We start from the raw sequence: 18,043 nt of genomic DNA, 5'->3' as shown, positions 1-18,043 counted from the left end.
ACCAAGACGAGCGGGGCGGGGGTGTTGAGTTACTTGCTGTTCGAGGCGGGGTATTGCAGCGAGTTGATCGAGTTGGGACGGCGGGATGCGTTGGCCAAGCGCGAAGAATTGTCGAAATTTTTGGGCCTCACACCAAACTAAATGTGGGAGCTGGCTTGCCTGCGATAGCGGTATGCCTGCCAACAGATTTGGCACAGACAGGTTGCTATCGCAGGCAAGCCAGCTCCCACAGGGGATCGCGGCTAACAGTTAGAAGTGGTACTTGACCAGGAAGCTCGCCGTGTCCTGGTTGGTCTTGAACGCACCGGAATCTTCGATCCCGTACTTGTTCTTCCAGTAGTCGTATTCAAAACCGACATACAACTGCTTCGCGCCCCAGTTCATCGCCTTGCCCAGGTCATATTTGACCTGCGGGTTGAAGTGCAGGTTGGCGTGGTAAGTGCCACGGGCGTTCTTGTCGTTGTCCACCACCCAATCCATAAAGCCGTCGATCAGGATGTCGGAGTTGCCCACTGGCAGGGTGTAGGCCCATACCGGGGTGATTTGCCAAACGCCATCACCCGGGCGGTTGCCTTCGGTCTGACGCTGGTAGAAGTTCAGCTGGAAGTAGTCGAAGCCCGGTACGTTCAAGTCAAAGCCAGGGCCGAACAGGTACGACTCGTTGTCGCCTTCGCCGAACTCGTAAGTGAAGGCCAGCAGCACGTCCTTGATCGGGCCAAAGGACAGGTCTTGATTAAAGATCTTGCCGAACGACAGACGTGGGCTGATTTCGCCGTAGTAAGTACTTGGGCCGACGTTGCCGTCTTCCTTGCCGTTGTAAAAGATGCGGTCGACAAACAGGAAGTTGTCGCCGTATTTCCAGGCATCAGCATGTTCGAACGTGACGGTTTGCTGGATCTGTGGGTTGACGGTGAAGTTCTTGCCCCACAAGTAAGTCAGGCTGTTGTTTTGCCATTGCAGCAGGTCACCGGCCACGGCTTGGCCACCGGCCAGCAGGGATCCCGCCAGCATCAGGCCTTTGAACATAGGTTTCATTCGGTTGCTCCCGAGTTAAAGTTTTGTGGTTTTTCTTCTACGCAGGCGCTCTGGTGTGGCGCCTTTTGGTTCGCTGCAAAAATCGTCTGTTCGGTCAGCTTTAATGCGTTTAGCAAGACCTGCGCCAAGGTGTTTAAAAAGCCAAAAAATCCCCGTCGGCTGCATGAGATGCAGTCGAATTCAGAGGACATTTGCGCACTTTGGCAGCAGACATTAGGCCGGGATAAGTTGGCCTTGCAGTCAGCTTTTACATTCGCTGTTTTTTTTTGAGTCGATTCGAGCGGGCGCGGAGAATACTGGCTCCAAAGCCTTGGCTCAAGTGCGCTGTTAAAGAGCGCGTGGGGCGAGAATGGGGCACGGCTTGTGGCCGGCCCCGGGTGAATGGCGTGCATGTCGGTGTTCCCTGTTCGTTTTTGTTTTTGTAATTAACGAAGGAATCAATGCGAGTGGGCGACTTCCGGGCGTTCCGCGCCGCCGAGGATGTTGAACAGCACATTCAGCGACAACGCGCTGAGGGTGGCCATGGCAATGCCGCTGTGGGTAATCGGGCTCATCCATAGCGGCAGCTGCGCGAAGAACTCCGGGCGTACCACCGGGATCAGGCCCATGCCGATACTCACCGCCACCAGCAACTGGTTGCGGCGGTCGGCGATGTCGGCTTCCTGGAGGATCTTGATCCCCGTCGCCGCCACCATGCCGAACATGGCAATCGCCGCACCGCCGAGCACTGCCGGCGGAATCGACGCCACCAGGTATGCGGCTTTTGGTAGCAGGCTGAGCACGATCAAAAACGCGCCGGCCATGATCGTGACGGAGCGGCAACGCACGCCGGTCATCTGCACCAGGCCGATATTCTGTGCGAAGGAGGAGTGGGTAAAGGTGTTGAAGAACCCGGCGAAAAATGACGCGCCGGCATCACACAACAGGCCACGGCGGAGCATTTTCGGGGTGACGTCCTGGCCGGTGATCTTGCCCAGCGCGAGAAACATCCCGGTGGACTCGACAAAGATGATCACCACCACCAGGCACATCGACAGGATGGGCGCCAACTCGAACTTGGGCATGCCGAAGTGCAGCGGTGTCACTACCTGCACCCACGGCGCCTGGGCCAGGCCGCTGAGGTCGACCATGCCGAGCAGGCCGCACAGCACGTAGCCCAGGCCCATGCCGATCAGCACCGAGATGTTTACCCAGAAGCCGCGCATGAAACGGTTGATCAGCAAGATGGTGCCCAGTACCAGCGCAGCAATCGCCAGGTAGATCGGCGAGCCGAAGGTGGCCGCCGCGCTGCCGCCGCCGGCCCAGTTCACGGCGACTGGAAACAGCGACAGGCCGATGGCCGTAATCACGGTGCCGGTGACCAGGGGCGGGAAGAAGCGCACGACCTTGGACATGAACGGCGCGATGATCATGCCAAAGAACCCGGCGGCGATGGTCGCGCCGAAGATCCCCTGCAAGCCGATACCGGGCATGCCGGCCATGGCGACCATGCTGCCGACGGCGGCGAAACTGGCGCCCATCATCACCGGCATGCGAATGCCCACCGGGCCGATGCCAAACGACTGCACCATGGTGGCGATACCGGCCACCAGCAGGTCGGCGTTGATCAGAAAGGCGATTTCTTCACGGCTCAGGCCCGCGGCCTGGCCAATGATCAGGGGCACGGCGACGGCGCCGCCGTACATCAGCAAGACGTGTTGCAGGCCTACCAGAATCAGTTGCAAGAGGGGCAGCCGCACCATGGCGGGTGCGGCAGGAATCTGCGGTTCGGCTAACTCGGTCATGCAACACCTCGGATCTTTTTTATTGTTGTGTTGTTTGGCATTCAATTGCCGGGTGGAACTCAATCTGCAAACTTGCACGGTGCCAACTGTGGAAGCTGTTTTAAGTGGGAGCTGGCTTGCCTGCGATAGCATCACCTCGGTAGATCTGATGCACCGAGGTGTCTGCATCGCAGGCAAGCCAGCTCCCACACAAGTCCTCTCCCACAGTTGGATTTGTGTGGATCAGTTAGTTGGTACGGGCCCCCTGGTTGATCCAGGTGCCAATCAAATCCCGCTCCTGCTGGGTCATCTGGGTGATGTTGCCCAACGGCATGATCTGGGTCGCCACGGCCTGCGCCTGAATACGTGCCGCCTGCTGCTGGATCTGCGCCGGGGTATCAAACATCACTCCACCCGGTGCGGTGCTGAACAGCGGGCTGGTGGGCTTGGCCGAATGGCACACGGCGCAGCGTTCCTGGATCACCCCATGGACTTTGTCGAAATCAATCGACGCCTGCGCAGGTGCAGGTTCGGCAGCCGGAGCAGCGGCGGGTGCAGCCGGTTTCAAGCCACCACCCAACGCGGTTTCCGGCAACGGTTGATACTCGATGGCCGCAGGAGCCTTGGCCACTTCGGCCACCGGCTTGGGACCGGTCACATAGGCCAGGCTGATCATCGCCAAGGCGCCCACCGGCAAGGTCCACGCATACTTCTGGCTGTTATGCCGAGTGTTGAAGTAGTGACGGACCAACACGGCGGCCACGGCGATACCGGCCAGGATCAGCCAGTTGTATTGGCTGCCGTAGGTGCTTGGGAAGTGGTTGCTGATCATGATGAACAGCACCGGCAAGGTGAAGTAGTTGTTGTGGCGTGAACGCAGCAAACCCTTGGCTGGCAGCGCCGGATCAGGCGTGCGGTTCTCGGCAATCGCCGCCACCAGTGCGCGTTGCGCCGGCATGATGATGCGGAACACGTTGCCGACCATGATGGTGCCGATCACCGCACCCACGTGCAGGTAGGCGCCACGGCCGCTGAACACTTTGCTGAAACCGTACGCGGCGGCAATCAACAGCACGAACAGGATGAAGCCGAGCAGGGCAGGGCGTTTGCCCAGGGCCGAGTCGCAGAGGAAGGAGTAGATGAACCAGCCGGCGAACAGTGAGCCGATGCCCAGCAATACGCCTTCGGTGCCGCTGAGGCTGCTGCCGGGGGCGAGCAGGTACAGCGTCGGGTTGAGGTAGAACACCACGCACAGCAGCGCGACGCCCGACATCCAGGTGAAATAGGCTTCCCATTTGAACCAGTGCAGGTTGTCCGGCATGGTCGGTGGGGCCAGTTTGTATTTTTCCAGGTGGTAGATACCGCCACCGTGGATCGCCCACAAGTCACCGGCGAGGCCGCTCTTGGGGTTGACGCGATTGAGGTTGTTTTCCAGCCAGACAAAGTAGAAAGAAGCGCCGATCCACGCGACGCCAGTGATCATGTGAACCCAGCGCACGCTAAGGTTCAGCCATTCCAACAGATGTGCTTCCACAGTCTTTACCTCTCGCCTGTCACCCTTGTTGTCGGGTGATCAGACCTTCTCTTATTGGTGGGGGGCGAGGATCAACCGCTCATCCTCTTCAAAAAAATGCTCATCGCAGTTATTGCCTGTGCCACTGCGATCAACCACCAGGAAGTCATCCCGCTTTTCGATCGTCAGCACCGGGTGGTGCCAGACGCCGCGATGGTAATTAATGCCCTGCCTGCCGTTGGTGACGAAGGCGCGGACCAAGCCTGATACAGGTCTATCGCCAAGTGGCGCGACCACGATCAGAAAGGGGTTGCCGAGCAGCGGTATGAAAGCCTGGCTGCCCAGCGGGTGTCTCTCCAGCATGCACACGGTCAGCGGCATGTCCTGCGCGTCGGCGCGGAAGATGCTGATGATGGCGTGGTCTTCCGGTTTAGCGGTTTCGACCGTGGCCAATTTGTGAAAGCGCATGGTCGACCCGTTGTTGATCATGAAGTGATCGCTGCCGTCGGTTTCGATAACGTCTCCGAAGGGGGCGAAGGCTTCTTTGGTCAGGGGTTCGATCACTAGTGTGCGCATGGCTGTCTTCTTATCCGAATGTTGTGTTGTTTGTTCTGCCGCCATCGCAGGCAAGCCAGCTCCCACACTTGAATGTATTCACAAGTCAAAATATGGGAGCAGGCTTGCCCGCGATTGGGTTCACCGCTTATTTAGCGACCTTGCCGAGAACGCGCAGGCGGCTCACACCACCATCCGGGAACACATTCAGGCGGATGTGGGTAATCGGCCCCAGTGCCTTGATCTGCTCGGCGAAGCTGTGTTCAGCGTGCATTTCCAGCTTCTGCGCCGGCAACAGTTCGCGCCAGAACAGCGATTGGGTTTCGATCTGGCTGTCGGTGCCGCCTTTCACGAACGCGCCCTGGATCGAGCAGGTGTCCGGGTAGTTGCCCTTGAAGTGCAGGGTGTCGACGATGATCTTCTCGATCTCGCCAGGGTGGCCCAGCGCGACGATCACCCAGTCATTGCCCGGTGTACGGCGACGCGCGGTTTCCCAGCCGTCGCCCATGTTGATGCCACGGCCCGGGTTGAGGATGTTGCTCATGCGCCCGAAGTGTTCATCGGAGCAGGCCAGTGCGCGGCCGCCGTTGAGGGCCGAGGCCAGGTCGACTTGTTCGTTGTCGCCAATCGAGGACCAGTCGCGGAACGGAATGCCGTACACGCGCAGACGGGCCACGCCGCCATCCGGGTAGATGTTGAAGCGCAGGTGGCTGAAGGCCTTGTCGTTGTTGATCTCGTGGTAGTGGTGGCTGTTGCCTTGCAGCTCGACGGCCGACAGCACTTCCACCCACTGGGTGTTTTCATCAGGGTCGCCCGAGGCCAGGAAGCAGGCTTCCAGCGAGGCCGACGGCGGGAAGTTGCCGGTGAAGAATGAAGTGTCGATGTCCACGCCTTTGATCGAACCGGGTACGCCCAGGCGGATCACCGCGCTGTCGTAGCCTTCGAAGCGCTTGCGGCGTGATTCCCAGCCGTCCATCCACTTGCCGTTGTCATCGAAAACGCCCTCCTTCCATACGGCCGGGGTCGGCTGGAACAGGCGGTTGGCGTCGGCGAACCAGTCGTCGGTCACCGAAAGAATCTTGGTGCCCAGGCGGGCGTCGGCCAGGTTGACGAACTTCTCGAAAGGTACGGCGTAAGCTTTCATTCTTCTTGTCTGCCTTAGATAGAGTGGCTGGGGATGGTCGTTTAGAGGGTCAGTAAACGGAACAACGCGATCTTGTTGATCTCGGCCAGTGCGCATTTGAACTCGGTGTCCACCGAGTTGTGGATGCGCGTTTCGAACGCGGCCAGGATCTGATGCCGGTTGCTGCCTTTTACCGCCATGATGAAGGGAAACTTGAACTTGGCCTTGTAGGCATCGTTCAGCTCGGTGAAGCGAGAAAACTCTTCGGCCGTGCATTGGTGAATCCCCGCGCCAGCCTGTTCATCAGTGCTGGCTTGGGTCAGTTGGCCCTGGACGGCAGCTTTGCCGGCCAGGTCCGGGTGAGCGTTGATCAGGGCCAGCTGGCTGGCATGATCGGCGCTCAACAGGATGTCGCTCATGCGCTGGTGCAGGGTTTCGATCTCGTCGATCGAAGGGTCCTGGCCCAGGTCGTAGGCCTTTTCGGCCACCCATGGCGAATGTTCGTAGATGTCGGCGAAGGCGGCGACGAATTCGTCGCGGCTCAAGGTCGAGGGTTTGAGGGTCTTGAAGGCGGTCATTTGGCGGCTCCCTGGAACGGGTGGGTGTCGTGCCAGTGACGGGCAATGTCGACACGACGGGTGAACCACACCTGTTCGTGGCTTTTGGCGTACTCGATAAAACGCTTCAATGAGGCCAAGCGTGCAGGGCGGCCAATCAGGCGGCAGTGCAGGCCGATGGAGAGCATTTTCGGTGCCTCGGCACCTTCGGCGTAGAGCACATCGAACGCGTCTTTCAAGTAGTCGAAGAAGTCATCGCCCTTGTTGAAACCCTGCACCTGGGTGAAACGCATGTCGTTGGTGTCCAGGGTGTAAGGGATCACCAAGTGCGGTTTGCCGGTGGGATTGTTGGGTTCCCAGTAGGGCAGGTCGTCGTCGTAGGTGTCGCAGTCATAGAGGAAGCCGCCTTCCTCCATTACCAGCCGCCGCGTGTTCGGGCCGGTGCGCCCGGTGTACCAGCCCAGTGGGCGTTCGCCGGTCAGCTCGGTGAGGATGCGGATCGCTTCGAGCATGTGCTCGCGTTCCTGGGCCTCGTCCATGTATTGGTAGTCGATCCAGCGGTAGCCGTGGCTGCAGATCTCGTGGCCGGCCTCGACCATCGCGCGGATCACATCCGGGTGGCGCTGGGCGGCCATGGCCACGGCGAAGATGGTCAGCGGGATATCGAATTCTTTAAAGAGCTTGAGGATGCGCCACACGCCGGCACGGCTGCCGTATTCATACAGCGACTCCATGCTCATGTTGCGCGCGCCCTGCAGCGGCTGGGCCGAGACCATTTCCGAAAGGAACGCTTCGGACTCTTTGTCACCGTGCAAGATGTTGCGCTCGCCGCCTTCCTCGTAATTGAGTACAAACGACAACGCAATGCGCGCCTTGCCCGGCCAGTGGGGGTGAGGAGGGTTACTGCCGTAACCGATCAGGTCGCGTGGGTAGTCAGCGCTCACTGCAGTCTTCCTTCTTGTTCGTGATCATTCATGTGGCGGCCGGGCAGTGAAATGACTGGGTGGCGTCACAGCGATGAGTGATTGTATACAACTTATCGCTCACTTTGTAAGCCTACATTTCTGCATTTTTTCCGCAGGTCTCTGTGTAAAGGGTGTAGCAAGAAACTTGCCTGGTTGGTCAGCTAATGGACAAAAGGTCGTTTAAAAGCAAGGATTACTCGCCGATTGGCTTCTCAGGCAATATGGGTGGGGTGATCAAAAGGTTTGTGATTTTTATTGTGTACAATTTTTTTAAAAAGTGTCTTAATCAGCCATCGCCGGCTTTTTCACTGCCCTGAAAAAGTGCGGACCTATCTTCTACTGACTTCGGGAGGCGCGTAGACGCCATGGGACGTTTGACCACACACGTTTTGGACGCCGCACACGGCTGCCCCGGCAGCGCGATCAAGGTTGAGCTGTATCGGGTCGAAGGCGCGCAACTTGAACTGGTTGCCACCACGCTGACCAACGGTGACGGCCGCTGCGACGCGCCACTGTTGCAAGGCGACGACTACCGCAGTGGTGTCTACCAACTGCAATTCAGCGCCGGTGACTACTACCGCGCCCGTGGCGTGCAACTGCCGGAGCCGGCTTTCCTCGACGTGGTGGTGCTGCGCTTCGGCATCAGCGCCGAACAGGATCATTACCATGTGCCCCTACTGATTTCGCCTTACAGCTACTCCACCTATCGCGGTAGCTAGCGTCACCTCGCTTCACACCCCCAAAGCTCTTCGTTGGTTTTTCGCCCGCCCACACTGCGGGCTTTTTTTCGTCTGGCAACTATGTAGCGCATTGTGTAAGCGTCGAGTGCCTAGGCTCGGGTTTTCCAGTACAGAAGATGTCGCCATGCACCCCGATACGCCCGACGCCAGCACGCTTACCGTGGATTTCGACGCCCCAGCCACGACGCAAGACGAGCGTCTGGCCTCAATTCGTGCACTGTTGACGCGGCGCATCAATGCCGTGGCTCGGCCCAGTCATACCATCAACCAGCTGTATGCCGCGCATCAACGCTGTGCCGAAGCGTCCAGGCGCCAGCGCGAGCTGCTGGAGCGCTCCCCGCGGATACTCGCGCAGATTCGCCAAACCTTGAGCGAATCATTTGCCCTGGACCCCGACCACTTGTTGTTCAGCGAACCCCTGCCACCGCAGCCGGCGCAGCAGGTCAACAGCTTGACCGACAGGGCTTTGGCGTTGTTTCGCGACCCGAGCGTGCCGATCAATATTCATCACTTCACCGGCTTGAGCCTGCGGGATGATCCGGGCTGCAAACTGACATTCAATGCGTGGGAGGCGATGGAGCGTGTTGCAAAGGCGGGCGTGATGACGCGCATTACCCAGGCCGTTTCCAGTTATTGGCAGCAACTGGCTCAAGCCTCGGCCTTATCGCGCCAGGCACGTTGGGCGCAGCTGCGCAAGGCTGTGTTTGCCGACCAGGCGTTTTTGGCGCAACAGTTGTTTCAACTGTCGGCGACCGGCTACGCAATGGCCAAACAACTGGTCGACGCACCCACCGCTTCAGCGCGGCAACAGGCCGGCGGCGAATGGGCCAGCCTGCGCGTGGGTCGCGTGTTGTGGCCGCACGCTGCGCAGGGGATGCTGGAGATTCCTGGCGCACTGCACCTCTACCGAAGCCACGCGGTGGAAGCTACCCAGGTCATTTACCTGCCGGGGCTGCGGCGTGAATTTCATGAGTTCGCATCCCTGTTGCAGTTACAGCAGGCGTTGCCCGCGCTGATCGACAGCGCAGTATTCAGCGTGCTTTGGCAATACCAGCCGTTTTTGCGACGGCCGACAGCGCCACACCGTCTGCAACCCAGTCAGGCGTTGAGCACAGATGCCTTGGAGCATAGCGCGCAGAGCTTATTGGAGGGGCAATGGGCCAACGAGTGGGGGTGTGTGCTGTCGCTCGATTATGCGGCGCCTCTTGAACCAGGCGCTCAACTGCCGAGCCGCAGGGCCGCGCAACTGCTCAGGTACATCGAAAAGGGCCGTAGACGCCTTACTGAAGTCATGCCCTTCGAAACCACCCTGGATACCTTGCTTGAATGGGACGGCCAACGCCGACAAGCACAGATCATGTTCGCCAGCCTCGCCCCCGACTTGCCCTTCAGAACCCGCGAGCTGCAGTTGCGCCGCTACGAAGATGGGTTGTCAACGCTGCTTGATCGCCAGGAGCCGGGCAGCCACGTTGAGGCGTATCAGGCTTTTTCGACGCAGGAAGAACAGCGCCAGCAGCTAGCGCAGCGCATTGGCCAGTGGGCACAAGGCGAGGATGCGCAACTGTTCCAGAAGGCATTCTGGATGCAACGCCCCGACGCCACCCGCAAGCGTGCTGCCCTGGTGTTGAGTGCCAAACTGCAAGCCTGGCGCTTGGACGCACAGCTTCAGCAGCGACTCGGGTTGATCGAGCAGACACACTTGGACCGGTTGCTGGAGGTGCTCAATACCCCCTTGGCGGCCGCGCGAACCGGCAGCGACACGCGTGTGTTGCAGGTGTCGGTGGGCGCCACGCAAACCCGTCGCTATGGGCTGATGGGGCTGTTTGTCGTCACCACGGTGCCAGCCTTGATCGAGCCGGGCTCGCGCCAGCCGGTGCTGTTGTTGCTCAATGGTGCGTTTGGCGGTCTGGCCGTGTTTGACACTCTCGATGACGCATCCGCTGGGCTGCGGGCCAGCCTGGGCAGCCGCGACGATTCGGTACTGTGGCGCTGCATCGGCCGCGATCTACGCGGCGCTGCACGCGAGGCGCTAGCGGCGTCGGTGCAGGTGGATTACCACGTCGTCGAGCGCGATGGGTTTTACGAAGATTTCAAGGCGCAGCTCGAACACTTCATGACGCTGGAAAAAAACCTCGCCACCTACCCCCGCCTGTTCAGCGAAGTGAGCGACTCGAGCCTGGCTCGCCGCCTGTTGGTTGAGGAATTGCGCGAGCACCTGCAGATACCCGTCAACGACGCCCGCACGCTGGCCATGGCCAATCTTGAGTTCATGCGTTTCGCCCAGGCGCAGGCGCACACGAAGCCGGCCTGGATCGCCGACGCCACGCTGGCCCAGCGCAAAAGCTATCGGCGTCTGCAACGTCGCTACCTGTCCAGCGCCCTGGTGCTGGAAGAACGCCTGTGGCAAGTGCTGCCGCCGTTGCAGGGGTTTGCCCGAGGGCGATTGATTGCGCAACTGACAAAGGACGGCTTTTATCCTGGCGTGGATATCGACACGCCTTTTCTGGATATGCCGGACGACGTCAGTAGCCAGCTCTGCGGCTGGTCAAGCCATTGTACGGTGGGCGATCGGCACATCAAAAAAACCGTCAGCCCTGAGCGCACCACCTTTAGCCTGTTGGACCTTGCCCTGCACAACCTCGACCCCCAGGCGCCGTGGACCGAATGGCGGTTAAACCGAGCCAATTATCGGGAGCCGGCCTGGAAGGCGCGTTTGAACCCGCGTTACCTGATCAAAACATTGGCTGCGCTGGACATCGGTGGCCAGTACCAACAACTGATCCAGCAGGTTTTTCACTCGCCCCATAGCGGGGTGTCACGAGCATTGATTGACAGGGCGACCGAGCAACTCGCGCATCAGCATCTGTATTCGGCGGTCAGGCAAGGGCTCTCGGCGAAGGCCCAGCAACTGTTCAGCACGGTTATGAGCGCGCGTACCGATGCCGATTCGCGCTGCAATGGCAAGCAGGCGAGCCTTGGTTTTCTAAGGTTGCGCGGCCATACGCTTCTGCATGATCGGCATATCAGCGGCGTGCTGGTGATCACCGATCGCCTGTCGCCGCTGTGCCTGGTGTATTGGCCGACCGCCGTGGGCTTCCCGGCGCTAAGTGAATACTCGCATTGGACGCAGGCCAGGGAAGCCTTGAATCGGCAGGGCGCAGCACCTCAGAGTGTCAAGATGCTGTCCAACCTGGTTGCTCCCGGCTGGGAAGTCGATGCCCTGTCGAGTTATCCGGGCTACTTGGCTCCGCTGCCAAAAACCGACACTCAACCGATCAAATTTACCGCAGCGCAAGTGGCCAGCTTTGGTGTGTTAAGGGTTTACGAAGCGATCCGCCGTTTTGTACGCACGTTCAATATCAAGCACGCCGTCGCGGCGGCCGAGCCGCAGGTCATCGAGACGCAAATCGAGGAGCAGATCGCAGCCCAGCCCACGGGCTGGCTGGATATCGTTAACAGCCCGTGCTGCGATGCGCTGGCGCTGCTTGCCCATGGGCGCATGTTGGAGGTCCAGCACCGCGCCCACGCCCGCGCAAACACGGCCGTCACTTTGACTCGGTACCGCGAGCAACGCTTGGGGGAACAGTGGGAGACCACCGTGCGTGGGCTTTTATCCTTTATTCCAGTGATCGGCGTTGGCGTCAGCTTGTATGAAATGCTGCTCGCCGCCCGTCGTGTTCATCTCAGCGGCCGGCCTGAGGATGCGGTGGATGTGGCCTTTATCACGCTGATGACGCTGGTGGACGTGGTCACCTCCCTGACACCGAGCGCCAAACATGCCAAGGCCGGCTCGGCGGTGGGCCGTGTCGCGATCCGCGCAGGGCTGCGCCAGTTGCATCGACGCCAGGCCCTGGCCGGCAATGCGCGGATACTGCCGCAACCGAAGGCGCATCCGCTCAAAACTCTGGAGCGCTTCAAAAAGCCCTTTTCGACCGACGGCGCGGTGGCCTTGCAGGGGCCGGGTGAAAAGGGCGCTTACGTAAAAAACGGCGAGCAGTTTGTGGTCGACGGCGAACGGAGCTACCCGGTGTACCGACGTCGTGATGAACAGATACTAAGGGTTAAAAGCGAGGGTGGCGAAACCGAAGGCGAGCTGAGCTTGTACATCCGTGAAGACCGTGACTGGTTGCTGGGCGCCGATGCGCCACCGTCGCCGCAACCGGGCCCGAGTTCGGGGATCTGGCGGCCCTTTGTGCACCAGCCGGTACTCGATTGGACACCTCCGGCACCTACCGCGATTGAACGGGTGATGCGTAATGCCGTGGTCGAGCCCGCAGGGTTTGAAGCCTGGGCCGTTTCCCGGCCCATGGTGCTGGTCGCGTCGGTTCCCGAGCGCGGTATCTATACCGTGAGCGCCGCATCGGCGCAGCGAAGCTACAGCGTGGTTCATCATCAAGGTCGTCATTACCGTGTGCTGCAATCCGGTTCGAGTGTGTCTTCTCGGGAACTGATTTTCATCACCCGTGACCAGCCCTTGGAGCATGTGGCCTCACTGGACTTAGCGTATTGGCTGGAGGTGGGCAGGGCCGAGCAGCCCAGGCCGGCAACCTTCAACGCCACGGGCCAATGGGTGTTCCATCGTGGGTTATTCGACGAGTCATTGCGCGTCTCTCTGGTGCGCGCTTTTCCCTCCATGACGGCTAACAGTCGTACACATTTGATAAGGCGCGTGCTCGAACTGTCTGATCCGAGTGTTCCACTCACCGCTTCGCATCTGCTCAGGCTCAAGGCTACCTTGGACGAGTGGCTACAGCCCGGTGCCGCGGGCAGTACCGACGACCTGTTCAAGCTCCTGCGGCGCAATGACAGCCAAAGTCATTCCAGAATTTACATCGGCCATGAGGCTACCAACCCTGGGTTTGATCGCGTGGACTTTATCCCGCATAACCCGCCGAGGCCGAGCTATCGGGCCTCCGCCACACAGAACAAGACGGACAGGGCGGTTTACATGCAGGGCGAGATCAGACGCCTGTTGCTTCAGCAGGGGTTTGATGTGCTTGCGGTGCCTAACGTTATGGGTGCAGAGCTCACACGGGATTTCGTTTGCACACACCCACGCTCCAGTAACCTTTATTTTGTGCGAGTGCGATGGGCCGACGAATCCAATATCAAATTCAGCACGGGGCAACCGCAAACCTTGAGCGACGACTGGTTCAAAAGCCGTCGGGACTGGAATGACGCGACCGTGATCAGCCGCATTCAACAGGCCTCTGCCCAGGGGCGCCTGGTGAGGATTATCGCAGGCATTCAATGGACACGTTCAGGTGAGCCCTCGGTGTTCTTCATCAAGTTCGGCAGCCTCAAGCCCGGAGTAATGAAGCCGCGCCGGCCGCGCCAAAAAAAGCCGCGCTTACTCGATTGAACCAGCTCTGGCCGTTGCCGCTGCGCAGGTATCGCGCAGCGCCGTGGGCACTGAGGCCGTAGGCCAGCTTGCACAGCAAGTCGAGCACGGTCCACGTCGCGATCATCACCAGCAACTGCGGCAAAAACGCCTGCTGGCTGTTGAGAAATTGCGGGAGGAAGGCGGCAAAGAACAGGATGTCCTTGGGGTTGCTGGCGCCCAGTACAAATGCCCGGCCAAACAGCGCGCGAAAGCGCGGCACCGGCGCGCTGTACGGTACCTCTGCCGCCTTGGCCGGCTGCCGCGATTGCTGCCAGCTCTGCCAGGCGAGGTAGAACAGATACACCGCGCCAACCATCTTGAGGGCGCTGAACAGCTTTTCCGACGCCATCAGCAGTGCGCCCAGGCCGAGGGCCGAGGCGCTGAGCAGGCAGATGGAGGCAAACACCCCACCAAGAAACGCTGGGTACGAACGGCGCAGGCCGTAGTTCAGACTGTTGCTGATCATCAACAGAGAGAGCGGCCCAGGGATCAGGATCACCACCAATGCTGCGCCGCTGAACAGTAGCCAGGTTTCCAGGTTCATCTGTTACTCCTTTTATAGAAATATGAATTTGGCGATAAAGATCGCGCACAGCACCCACAGGCTTACCGAGATTTCCCGGTACTTACCGGTGCCTGCCTTGAGCGCCACATACGTGATGAAACCCAGGGCGATGCCGTCGGCCACCGAAAAGGTCAGTGGCATCATGATCGCCGTGACAATCGCCGGAATGCTGTCGGTGGCTTCGTCCCAATTGATATGGGCCATGCTCGCCATCATCAGCATCGCCACGTAGATCAGCGCGCCAGCGGTGGCATACGCCGGGATCATGCCGGCCAAAGGGGCGAAGAACATCGCCGCCACAAACAGCACGCCCACGGTCACCGCCGTCAGCCCGGTACGCCCGCCCGCAGCCACACCGGCGGCACTTTCCACATAGCTGGTCACCGGTGGCACGCCGACCATGGCCCCGAACACGCTGGAGGCACTGTCTGCCTTCAGGGCGCGGGACAGGTTATCGATCTTGCCGTCGGCGTTGACCAGTCCGGCCCGTTGCGCGACGCCCATCAGTGTACCTGCAGTGTCAAACATGTGTACAAAAAGAAACGCGAATACCACGCTTATCATGCTGACATTGAATACACCTTTTACATCCATGGCCATCCAAGTTGGCGCCAGGCTCGGTGGGGTGGAGACCATGCCGTTGTAGTGCACCAGCCCCAGGCCCCAGCCGGCCAGGGTCACGGCGATGATGCTGATCAGGATCGCGCCGAACACGCGGTGGTAACTGAGGATGGCGATCAGCAAGAAGCACACGGCCGCCAGCAAGGGCGCGGGCTCATGCAGCGAACCGAGCTTGATCAACGTTGCCGGGCTGTCGACGATGATGCCGGCGGTTTTCAAACCGATCACCCCGAGGAACAAGCCGACCCCCGCACCCATGGCATGGCGCAGGCTCACTGGAATGCTGTTGAGCAGCCATTCGCGCACCCGCGAGAGGGTCAGGCCCATGAACAGCACGCCTGAGATAAACACCGCACCCAGCGCGGTTTCCCAGGTGTAGCCCATGGTGCCAACCACGGTGTAGGTGAAAAACGCGTTGAGGCCCATGCCCGGCGCCAGGCCCACCGGCCAGTTGGCGTAGAGCCCCATCAACAGGCAGCCCAGCGCCGCCGCGATGCAGGTGGCGACGAACGCCGCGCCGTGGTCGATGCCGGCGTCGGCCATGATGTTGGGGTTGACGAAGATGATGTAGGCCATGGTGATGAAGGTGGTGAGGCCGGCGATCAACTCGGTCTTCACTGTGGTGCCGTGCAAGCTGAGTTTGAACAGGCGTTCGAGCCAGCTGTTATTGGGCGGGGCGATGTCCAGCGTAGGGGCTTCGGATTTGCGGCTATCCACAGCGAGTACTCCTCAAGAGTTTTATTGTTATTTCCAGCGCCGGTCACAGATGTGGGCAACAGCGCTTTGAGGTACTGGCGGGTTTTGTTGACCAATAGGTCAGGAACTCGCACGAGGCGAATTATGCTTTTGTATACAAATAAAGCAAATAATGTTTTCGAATAGCTTTGCGCCGGGCTAGTTCGCCGCACTCAATGCCTGGTTTACGGCCAACCATCCGGCCACTGCTGCTTCCCCGGCTTCGCTGAACGCCCGTTGCAACAGTTTCACCTGTTCACGGCGCAGCGACTGCTCGAAACGCAGGCCTTCTTCGCTCAACTCCAACAGGCGTTTGCGCTTGTCGGCCTCGGAGGCGACGCTGTTGACCAAATGCATTTCCTGCAATTGGCGCAACGGCATGTTCAACGCCTGTTTGCTCACGCCGAGCAATTCCAGCAGTTCCTTTACGCTTAGCGCGGGGTAGCGCGCGATAAAAAACACGATGCGCTGGTGCACTCGGCTCAGGCCCCGGCGCTCCAGCATTTCGTCGGCCTTGGCGGTAAATGCCTGGTAGCCGAAGAAGAAAGCTTGCATGGCCTCTTGCTGGGCGGCTGGGTTTTTAAGGTCAAGCATATTGACGTATCCGTGGAGGTTGTCGTAATTTCGGTCAACAAGTTTGACGTATTTCCCACAGTCTTCGCTACCGGTGACCCCATGGCCTTCTCTGAACGTGTTACGCGCCTCAAAAGCTCCCTGATCCGTGAAATCCTCGCGGCGGCACAGCGCCCGGAAGTGATGTCGTTCGCCGGTGGCCTTCCGGCAGAGGCCATGCTGCCGGCGTTGAACTGGGACGATATGCCACTCAACATCGGTCAATACGGCATGAGCGAAGGCGAACCGCAGTTGCGTGAATTGCTCGCCGCCGAGGCCCGCGCGTTGGGCATACCGTGCCAGGCCAGCCAGGTGCTGGTGGTCAGCGGTTCCCAGCAAACCCTGGACCTGGCGGCCAAGCTGTACATCGACAAAGGCACGCAGATTTTGCTGGAAGGCCCGACCTATCTCGCGGCGTTGCAGATCTTCCAACTGTTTGGCGCCGAGTGCCTCACCGTTCAGTTGGAGGCCGACGGGCCCGACCTTGGCGCATTGCGCGTCAACCTTGAGCGCTATCGCCCTGCCTTCATCTACTTGATCCCGACCTTCCAGAACCCCTCGGCCGTACGCTACAGCGAGGCCAAGCGTGAAGCCGTCGCCGCGTTGCTCGATGAGTTCGGCGTGACCCTGATCGAAGACGAACCCTACCGCGAGCTGACTTTTGACGGTGGCAGCGCCAAACCCATCGTCGGGCGGCTAAAGAACGCCAGCTGGATCTACACCGGCACCGTGTCCAAGACCTTGTTGCCGGGCCTGCGCGTCGGCTACCTGATCGCCAGCCCGGACCTGTTCCCGCACCTGCTCAAGCTCAAGCAATCGGCGGATTTGCACACCAACCGCGTCGGCCAATGGCAGGCCATGCAGTGGGTCGGCACGCAGCAATACCAGGACCACTTAGGGGAACTGCGCAGCTTTTACCGCGAACGCCGCGACGCTTTCCAGGCAGCACTGGAATATCACTTCGCCGACCTGGCCGACTGGCAAGTGCCCCAAGGCGGATTATTCTTCTGGCTGACCTTGAAACAGCCGCTCGACACCCGCACTTTATTGGCGCAAGCGCTGGATCAGGACGTCGCGTTCATGCCCGGTGAACCGTTCTTTTCCGAGCCGGACCAACACTTGGGCTCGTTGCGCCTCAATTTCAGCCACATCGACCCGGCCCGCCTGGACGAAGGCCTCAAGCGCCTGGCCACGGTGGTCCGTCAAGCACAGCACGCGCAAGCGGCATAAGGGGAGCCCCATGTACAAGGTTTATGGCGATTACAAGTCGGGCAACTGCTACAAGATCAAACTGATGCTCAACCTGCTGGGCATTCCCTACCAGTGGATTGATGTGGACATCCTCAAAGGTGACACCCAGACCGCCGAGTTCCTCGCCAAGAACCCCAACGGCAAGATCCCGGTGCTGGAACTCGAAGACGGCACCTGCCTGTGGGAATCCAACGCGATCCTCAACTTCCTGGCCGATGGCAGTGAGTTTTTGCCGACTGAACCGCGTTTGCGCACCCAAGTGCTGCAATGGCAGTTCTTCGAGCAGTACAGCCATGAGCCGTACATTGCGGTGGCGCGGTTTATCCAGTTCTACCTGAACATGCCGGAAGATCGCCTGGAGGAATACAAGACCTGCCACAAGCGCGGCCACAAGGCGCTGAAGGTGATGGAGCGCCAGTTGCAGGCCACGCCGTACCTGGTGGGCGAGCAGTATTCGATTGCCGATATTGCGTTGTATGCCTATACGCATGTGGCGCATGAGGGTGGGTTTGATTTGGCGCCGTATCCGGCGGTGCAGGCGTGGTTGGCGCGGGTTGCCAGCCATCCCAAGCATGTGCCGATGCTGGACTGATAACTCGGTTCAAAAATGTGGGAGCGGGCTTGC

General features: G+C 59.9%; 15 protein-coding genes and 1 pseudogene. 5 read left to right on the top strand and 11 right to left on the bottom strand.

Annotated elements, in window-relative coordinates:
- Nucleotides 1–141 (top strand): annotated as a pseudogene (locus J1G37_RS29055) (patatin-like phospholipase family protein); the annotation flags it as partial.
- A gap of 108 nt (nucleotides 142–249) precedes the next feature.
- Here J1G37_RS29055 and J1G37_RS20440 read toward each other — a convergent pair.
- The 8 genes from J1G37_RS20440 to puuE all read right to left on the bottom strand — a co-directional run bounded on the left by J1G37_RS20440 (nucleotide 250) and on the right by puuE (nucleotide 7,490).
- The gene (locus tag J1G37_RS20440) at nucleotides 250–1,035 is read right to left on the bottom strand and encodes an outer membrane protein OmpK (protein ID WP_124529478.1); all 786 of its coding nucleotides are present in this window, start codon (nucleotides 1,033–1,035) and stop codon (nucleotides 250–252) included.
- Nucleotides 1,032–1,427 carry a hypothetical protein gene (locus J1G37_RS20435; protein WP_207045009.1) on the bottom strand — a complete coding sequence of 132 codons (396 nt, stop codon included), beginning with the start codon at nucleotides 1,425–1,427 and terminating at the stop codon, nucleotides 1,032–1,034. The genes J1G37_RS20440 and J1G37_RS20435 overlap by 4 nt, the downstream gene beginning before the upstream one ends.
- A 45-nt stretch (nucleotides 1,428–1,472) precedes the next feature.
- Nucleotides 1,473–2,819, bottom strand: a complete 1,347-nt coding sequence (locus J1G37_RS20430) for a nucleobase:cation symporter-2 family protein (protein WP_207045006.1) — start codon at nucleotides 2,817–2,819, stop codon at nucleotides 1,473–1,475.
- A 226-nt stretch (nucleotides 2,820–3,045) separates the two neighbouring features.
- The gene (locus tag J1G37_RS20425) at nucleotides 3,046–4,332 is read right to left on the bottom strand and encodes a urate hydroxylase PuuD (protein WP_124529482.1); all 1,287 of its coding nucleotides are present in this window, start codon (nucleotides 4,330–4,332) and stop codon (nucleotides 3,046–3,048) included.
- 51 nt (nucleotides 4,333–4,383) lie between these two features.
- On the bottom strand, nucleotides 4,384–4,887 hold the full coding sequence (locus J1G37_RS20420) for an ureidoglycolate lyase (protein WP_207045004.1): 504 nt from the start codon (nucleotides 4,885–4,887) through the stop codon (nucleotides 4,384–4,386).
- A 127-nt stretch (nucleotides 4,888–5,014) separates the two neighbouring features.
- Nucleotides 5,015–6,010: an allantoicase gene (gene alc / locus J1G37_RS20415; protein ID WP_207045003.1), complete on the bottom strand. Its 996-nt coding sequence runs from the start codon at nucleotides 6,008–6,010 to the stop codon at nucleotides 5,015–5,017.
- 41 nt (nucleotides 6,011–6,051) lie between these two features.
- Nucleotides 6,052–6,567, bottom strand: coding sequence for a 2-oxo-4-hydroxy-4-carboxy-5-ureidoimidazoline decarboxylase (gene uraD, locus J1G37_RS20410; RefSeq protein ID WP_207045001.1), 516 nt, complete (start codon nucleotides 6,565–6,567; stop codon nucleotides 6,052–6,054).
- Nucleotides 6,564–7,490, bottom strand: a complete 927-nt coding sequence (gene puuE, locus J1G37_RS20405; RefSeq protein WP_207044999.1) for an allantoinase PuuE — start codon at nucleotides 7,488–7,490, stop codon at nucleotides 6,564–6,566. Before puuE ends, uraD begins: the two co-directional genes overlap by 4 nt.
- Nucleotides 7,491–7,876: 386 nt before the next feature.
- Between puuE and uraH the strand changes: the two genes are divergently transcribed.
- Together uraH and J1G37_RS20395 are read left to right on the top strand one after the other, a co-directional pair.
- Nucleotides 7,877–8,230 carry a hydroxyisourate hydrolase gene (uraH, locus tag J1G37_RS20400; protein WP_207044997.1) on the top strand — a complete coding sequence of 118 codons (354 nt, stop codon included), beginning with the start codon at nucleotides 7,877–7,879 and terminating at the stop codon, nucleotides 8,228–8,230.
- A 145-nt stretch (nucleotides 8,231–8,375) separates the two neighbouring features.
- On the top strand, nucleotides 8,376–13,613 hold the full coding sequence (locus tag J1G37_RS20395) for a DUF6543 domain-containing protein (RefSeq protein WP_347402353.1): 5,238 nt from the start codon (nucleotides 8,376–8,378) through the stop codon (nucleotides 13,611–13,613).
- Here the strand turns inward: J1G37_RS20395 and J1G37_RS20390 are convergent.
- The 3 genes from J1G37_RS20390 to J1G37_RS20380 form a co-directional block, all read right to left on the bottom strand.
- Entirely contained in the window at nucleotides 13,552–14,178 is a 627-nt protein-coding gene (locus tag J1G37_RS20390; RefSeq protein ID WP_207044994.1) for a LysE family translocator, read from the bottom strand. The genes J1G37_RS20395 and J1G37_RS20390 overlap by 62 nt on opposite strands.
- A 12-nt stretch (nucleotides 14,179–14,190) precedes the next feature.
- Nucleotides 14,191–15,537 (bottom strand): NCS2 family permease, encoded by a 1,347-nt coding sequence (locus J1G37_RS20385; RefSeq protein WP_207044991.1) that lies wholly within the window; start codon nucleotides 15,535–15,537, stop codon nucleotides 14,191–14,193.
- A 177-nt stretch (nucleotides 15,538–15,714) separates the two neighbouring features.
- A complete protein-coding gene (locus J1G37_RS20380) occupies nucleotides 15,715–16,149 on the bottom strand; it encodes a MarR family transcriptional regulator (RefSeq protein ID WP_207044988.1) in 435 nt (144 codons plus the stop codon).
- A gap of 81 nt (nucleotides 16,150–16,230) precedes the next feature.
- Between J1G37_RS20380 and J1G37_RS20375 the strand changes: the two genes are divergently transcribed.
- On the top strand, nucleotides 16,231–17,397 hold the full coding sequence (locus J1G37_RS20375; protein WP_207044984.1) for a PLP-dependent aminotransferase family protein: 1,167 nt from the start codon (nucleotides 16,231–16,233) through the stop codon (nucleotides 17,395–17,397).
- Between the two features lie 10 nt (nucleotides 17,398–17,407).
- Nucleotides 17,408–18,010 carry a glutathione S-transferase family protein gene (locus J1G37_RS20370; protein WP_207044981.1) on the top strand — a complete coding sequence of 201 codons (603 nt, stop codon included), beginning with the start codon at nucleotides 17,408–17,410 and terminating at the stop codon, nucleotides 18,008–18,010.
- The last annotated feature ends 33 nt before the right edge of the window (nucleotides 18,011–18,043 follow it).

Origin of the sequence: Pseudomonas sp. Marseille-Q1929 (genome assembly GCF_017316265.1) — a bacterium.
Lineage (GTDB): Bacteria > Pseudomonadota > Gammaproteobacteria > Pseudomonadales > Pseudomonadaceae > Aquipseudomonas.
This window is presented reverse-complemented; position numbering and strand designations above follow the sequence as displayed.

Excerpts from the sequence above, each read along its gene's own strand:
- J1G37_RS20390 (WP_207044994.1), bottom strand. The coding sequence starts at position 14,178 with ATGAACCTGGAAACCTGGCTACTGTTCAGCGGCGCAGCATTGGTGGTG.
- uraH (WP_207044997.1), top strand. The coding sequence starts at position 7,877 with ATGGGACGTTTGACCACACACGTTTTGGACGCCGCACACGGCTGCCCC.
- J1G37_RS20435 (WP_207045009.1), bottom strand. The coding sequence starts at position 1,427 with ATGCACGCCATTCACCCGGGGCCGGCCACAAGCCGTGCCCCATTCTCG.
- J1G37_RS20420 (WP_207045004.1), bottom strand. The coding sequence starts at position 4,887 with ATGCGCACACTAGTGATCGAACCCCTGACCAAAGAAGCCTTCGCCCCC.
- J1G37_RS20395 (WP_347402353.1), top strand. The coding sequence starts at position 8,376 with ATGCACCCCGATACGCCCGACGCCAGCACGCTTACCGTGGATTTCGAC.
- J1G37_RS20380 (WP_207044988.1), bottom strand. The coding sequence starts at position 16,149 with ATGCTTGACCTTAAAAACCCAGCCGCCCAGCAAGAGGCCATGCAAGCT.
- uraD (WP_207045001.1), bottom strand. The coding sequence starts at position 6,567 with ATGACCGCCTTCAAGACCCTCAAACCCTCGACCTTGAGCCGCGACGAA.
- J1G37_RS20375 (WP_207044984.1), top strand. The coding sequence starts at position 16,231 with ATGGCCTTCTCTGAACGTGTTACGCGCCTCAAAAGCTCCCTGATCCGT.
- alc (WP_207045003.1), bottom strand. The coding sequence starts at position 6,010 with ATGAAAGCTTACGCCGTACCTTTCGAGAAGTTCGTCAACCTGGCCGAC.
- J1G37_RS20430 (WP_207045006.1), bottom strand. The coding sequence starts at position 2,819 with ATGACCGAGTTAGCCGAACCGCAGATTCCTGCCGCACCCGCCATGGTG.
- J1G37_RS20370 (WP_207044981.1), top strand. The coding sequence starts at position 17,408 with ATGTACAAGGTTTATGGCGATTACAAGTCGGGCAACTGCTACAAGATC.
- J1G37_RS20440 (WP_124529478.1), bottom strand. The coding sequence starts at position 1,035 with ATGAAACCTATGTTCAAAGGCCTGATGCTGGCGGGATCCCTGCTGGCC.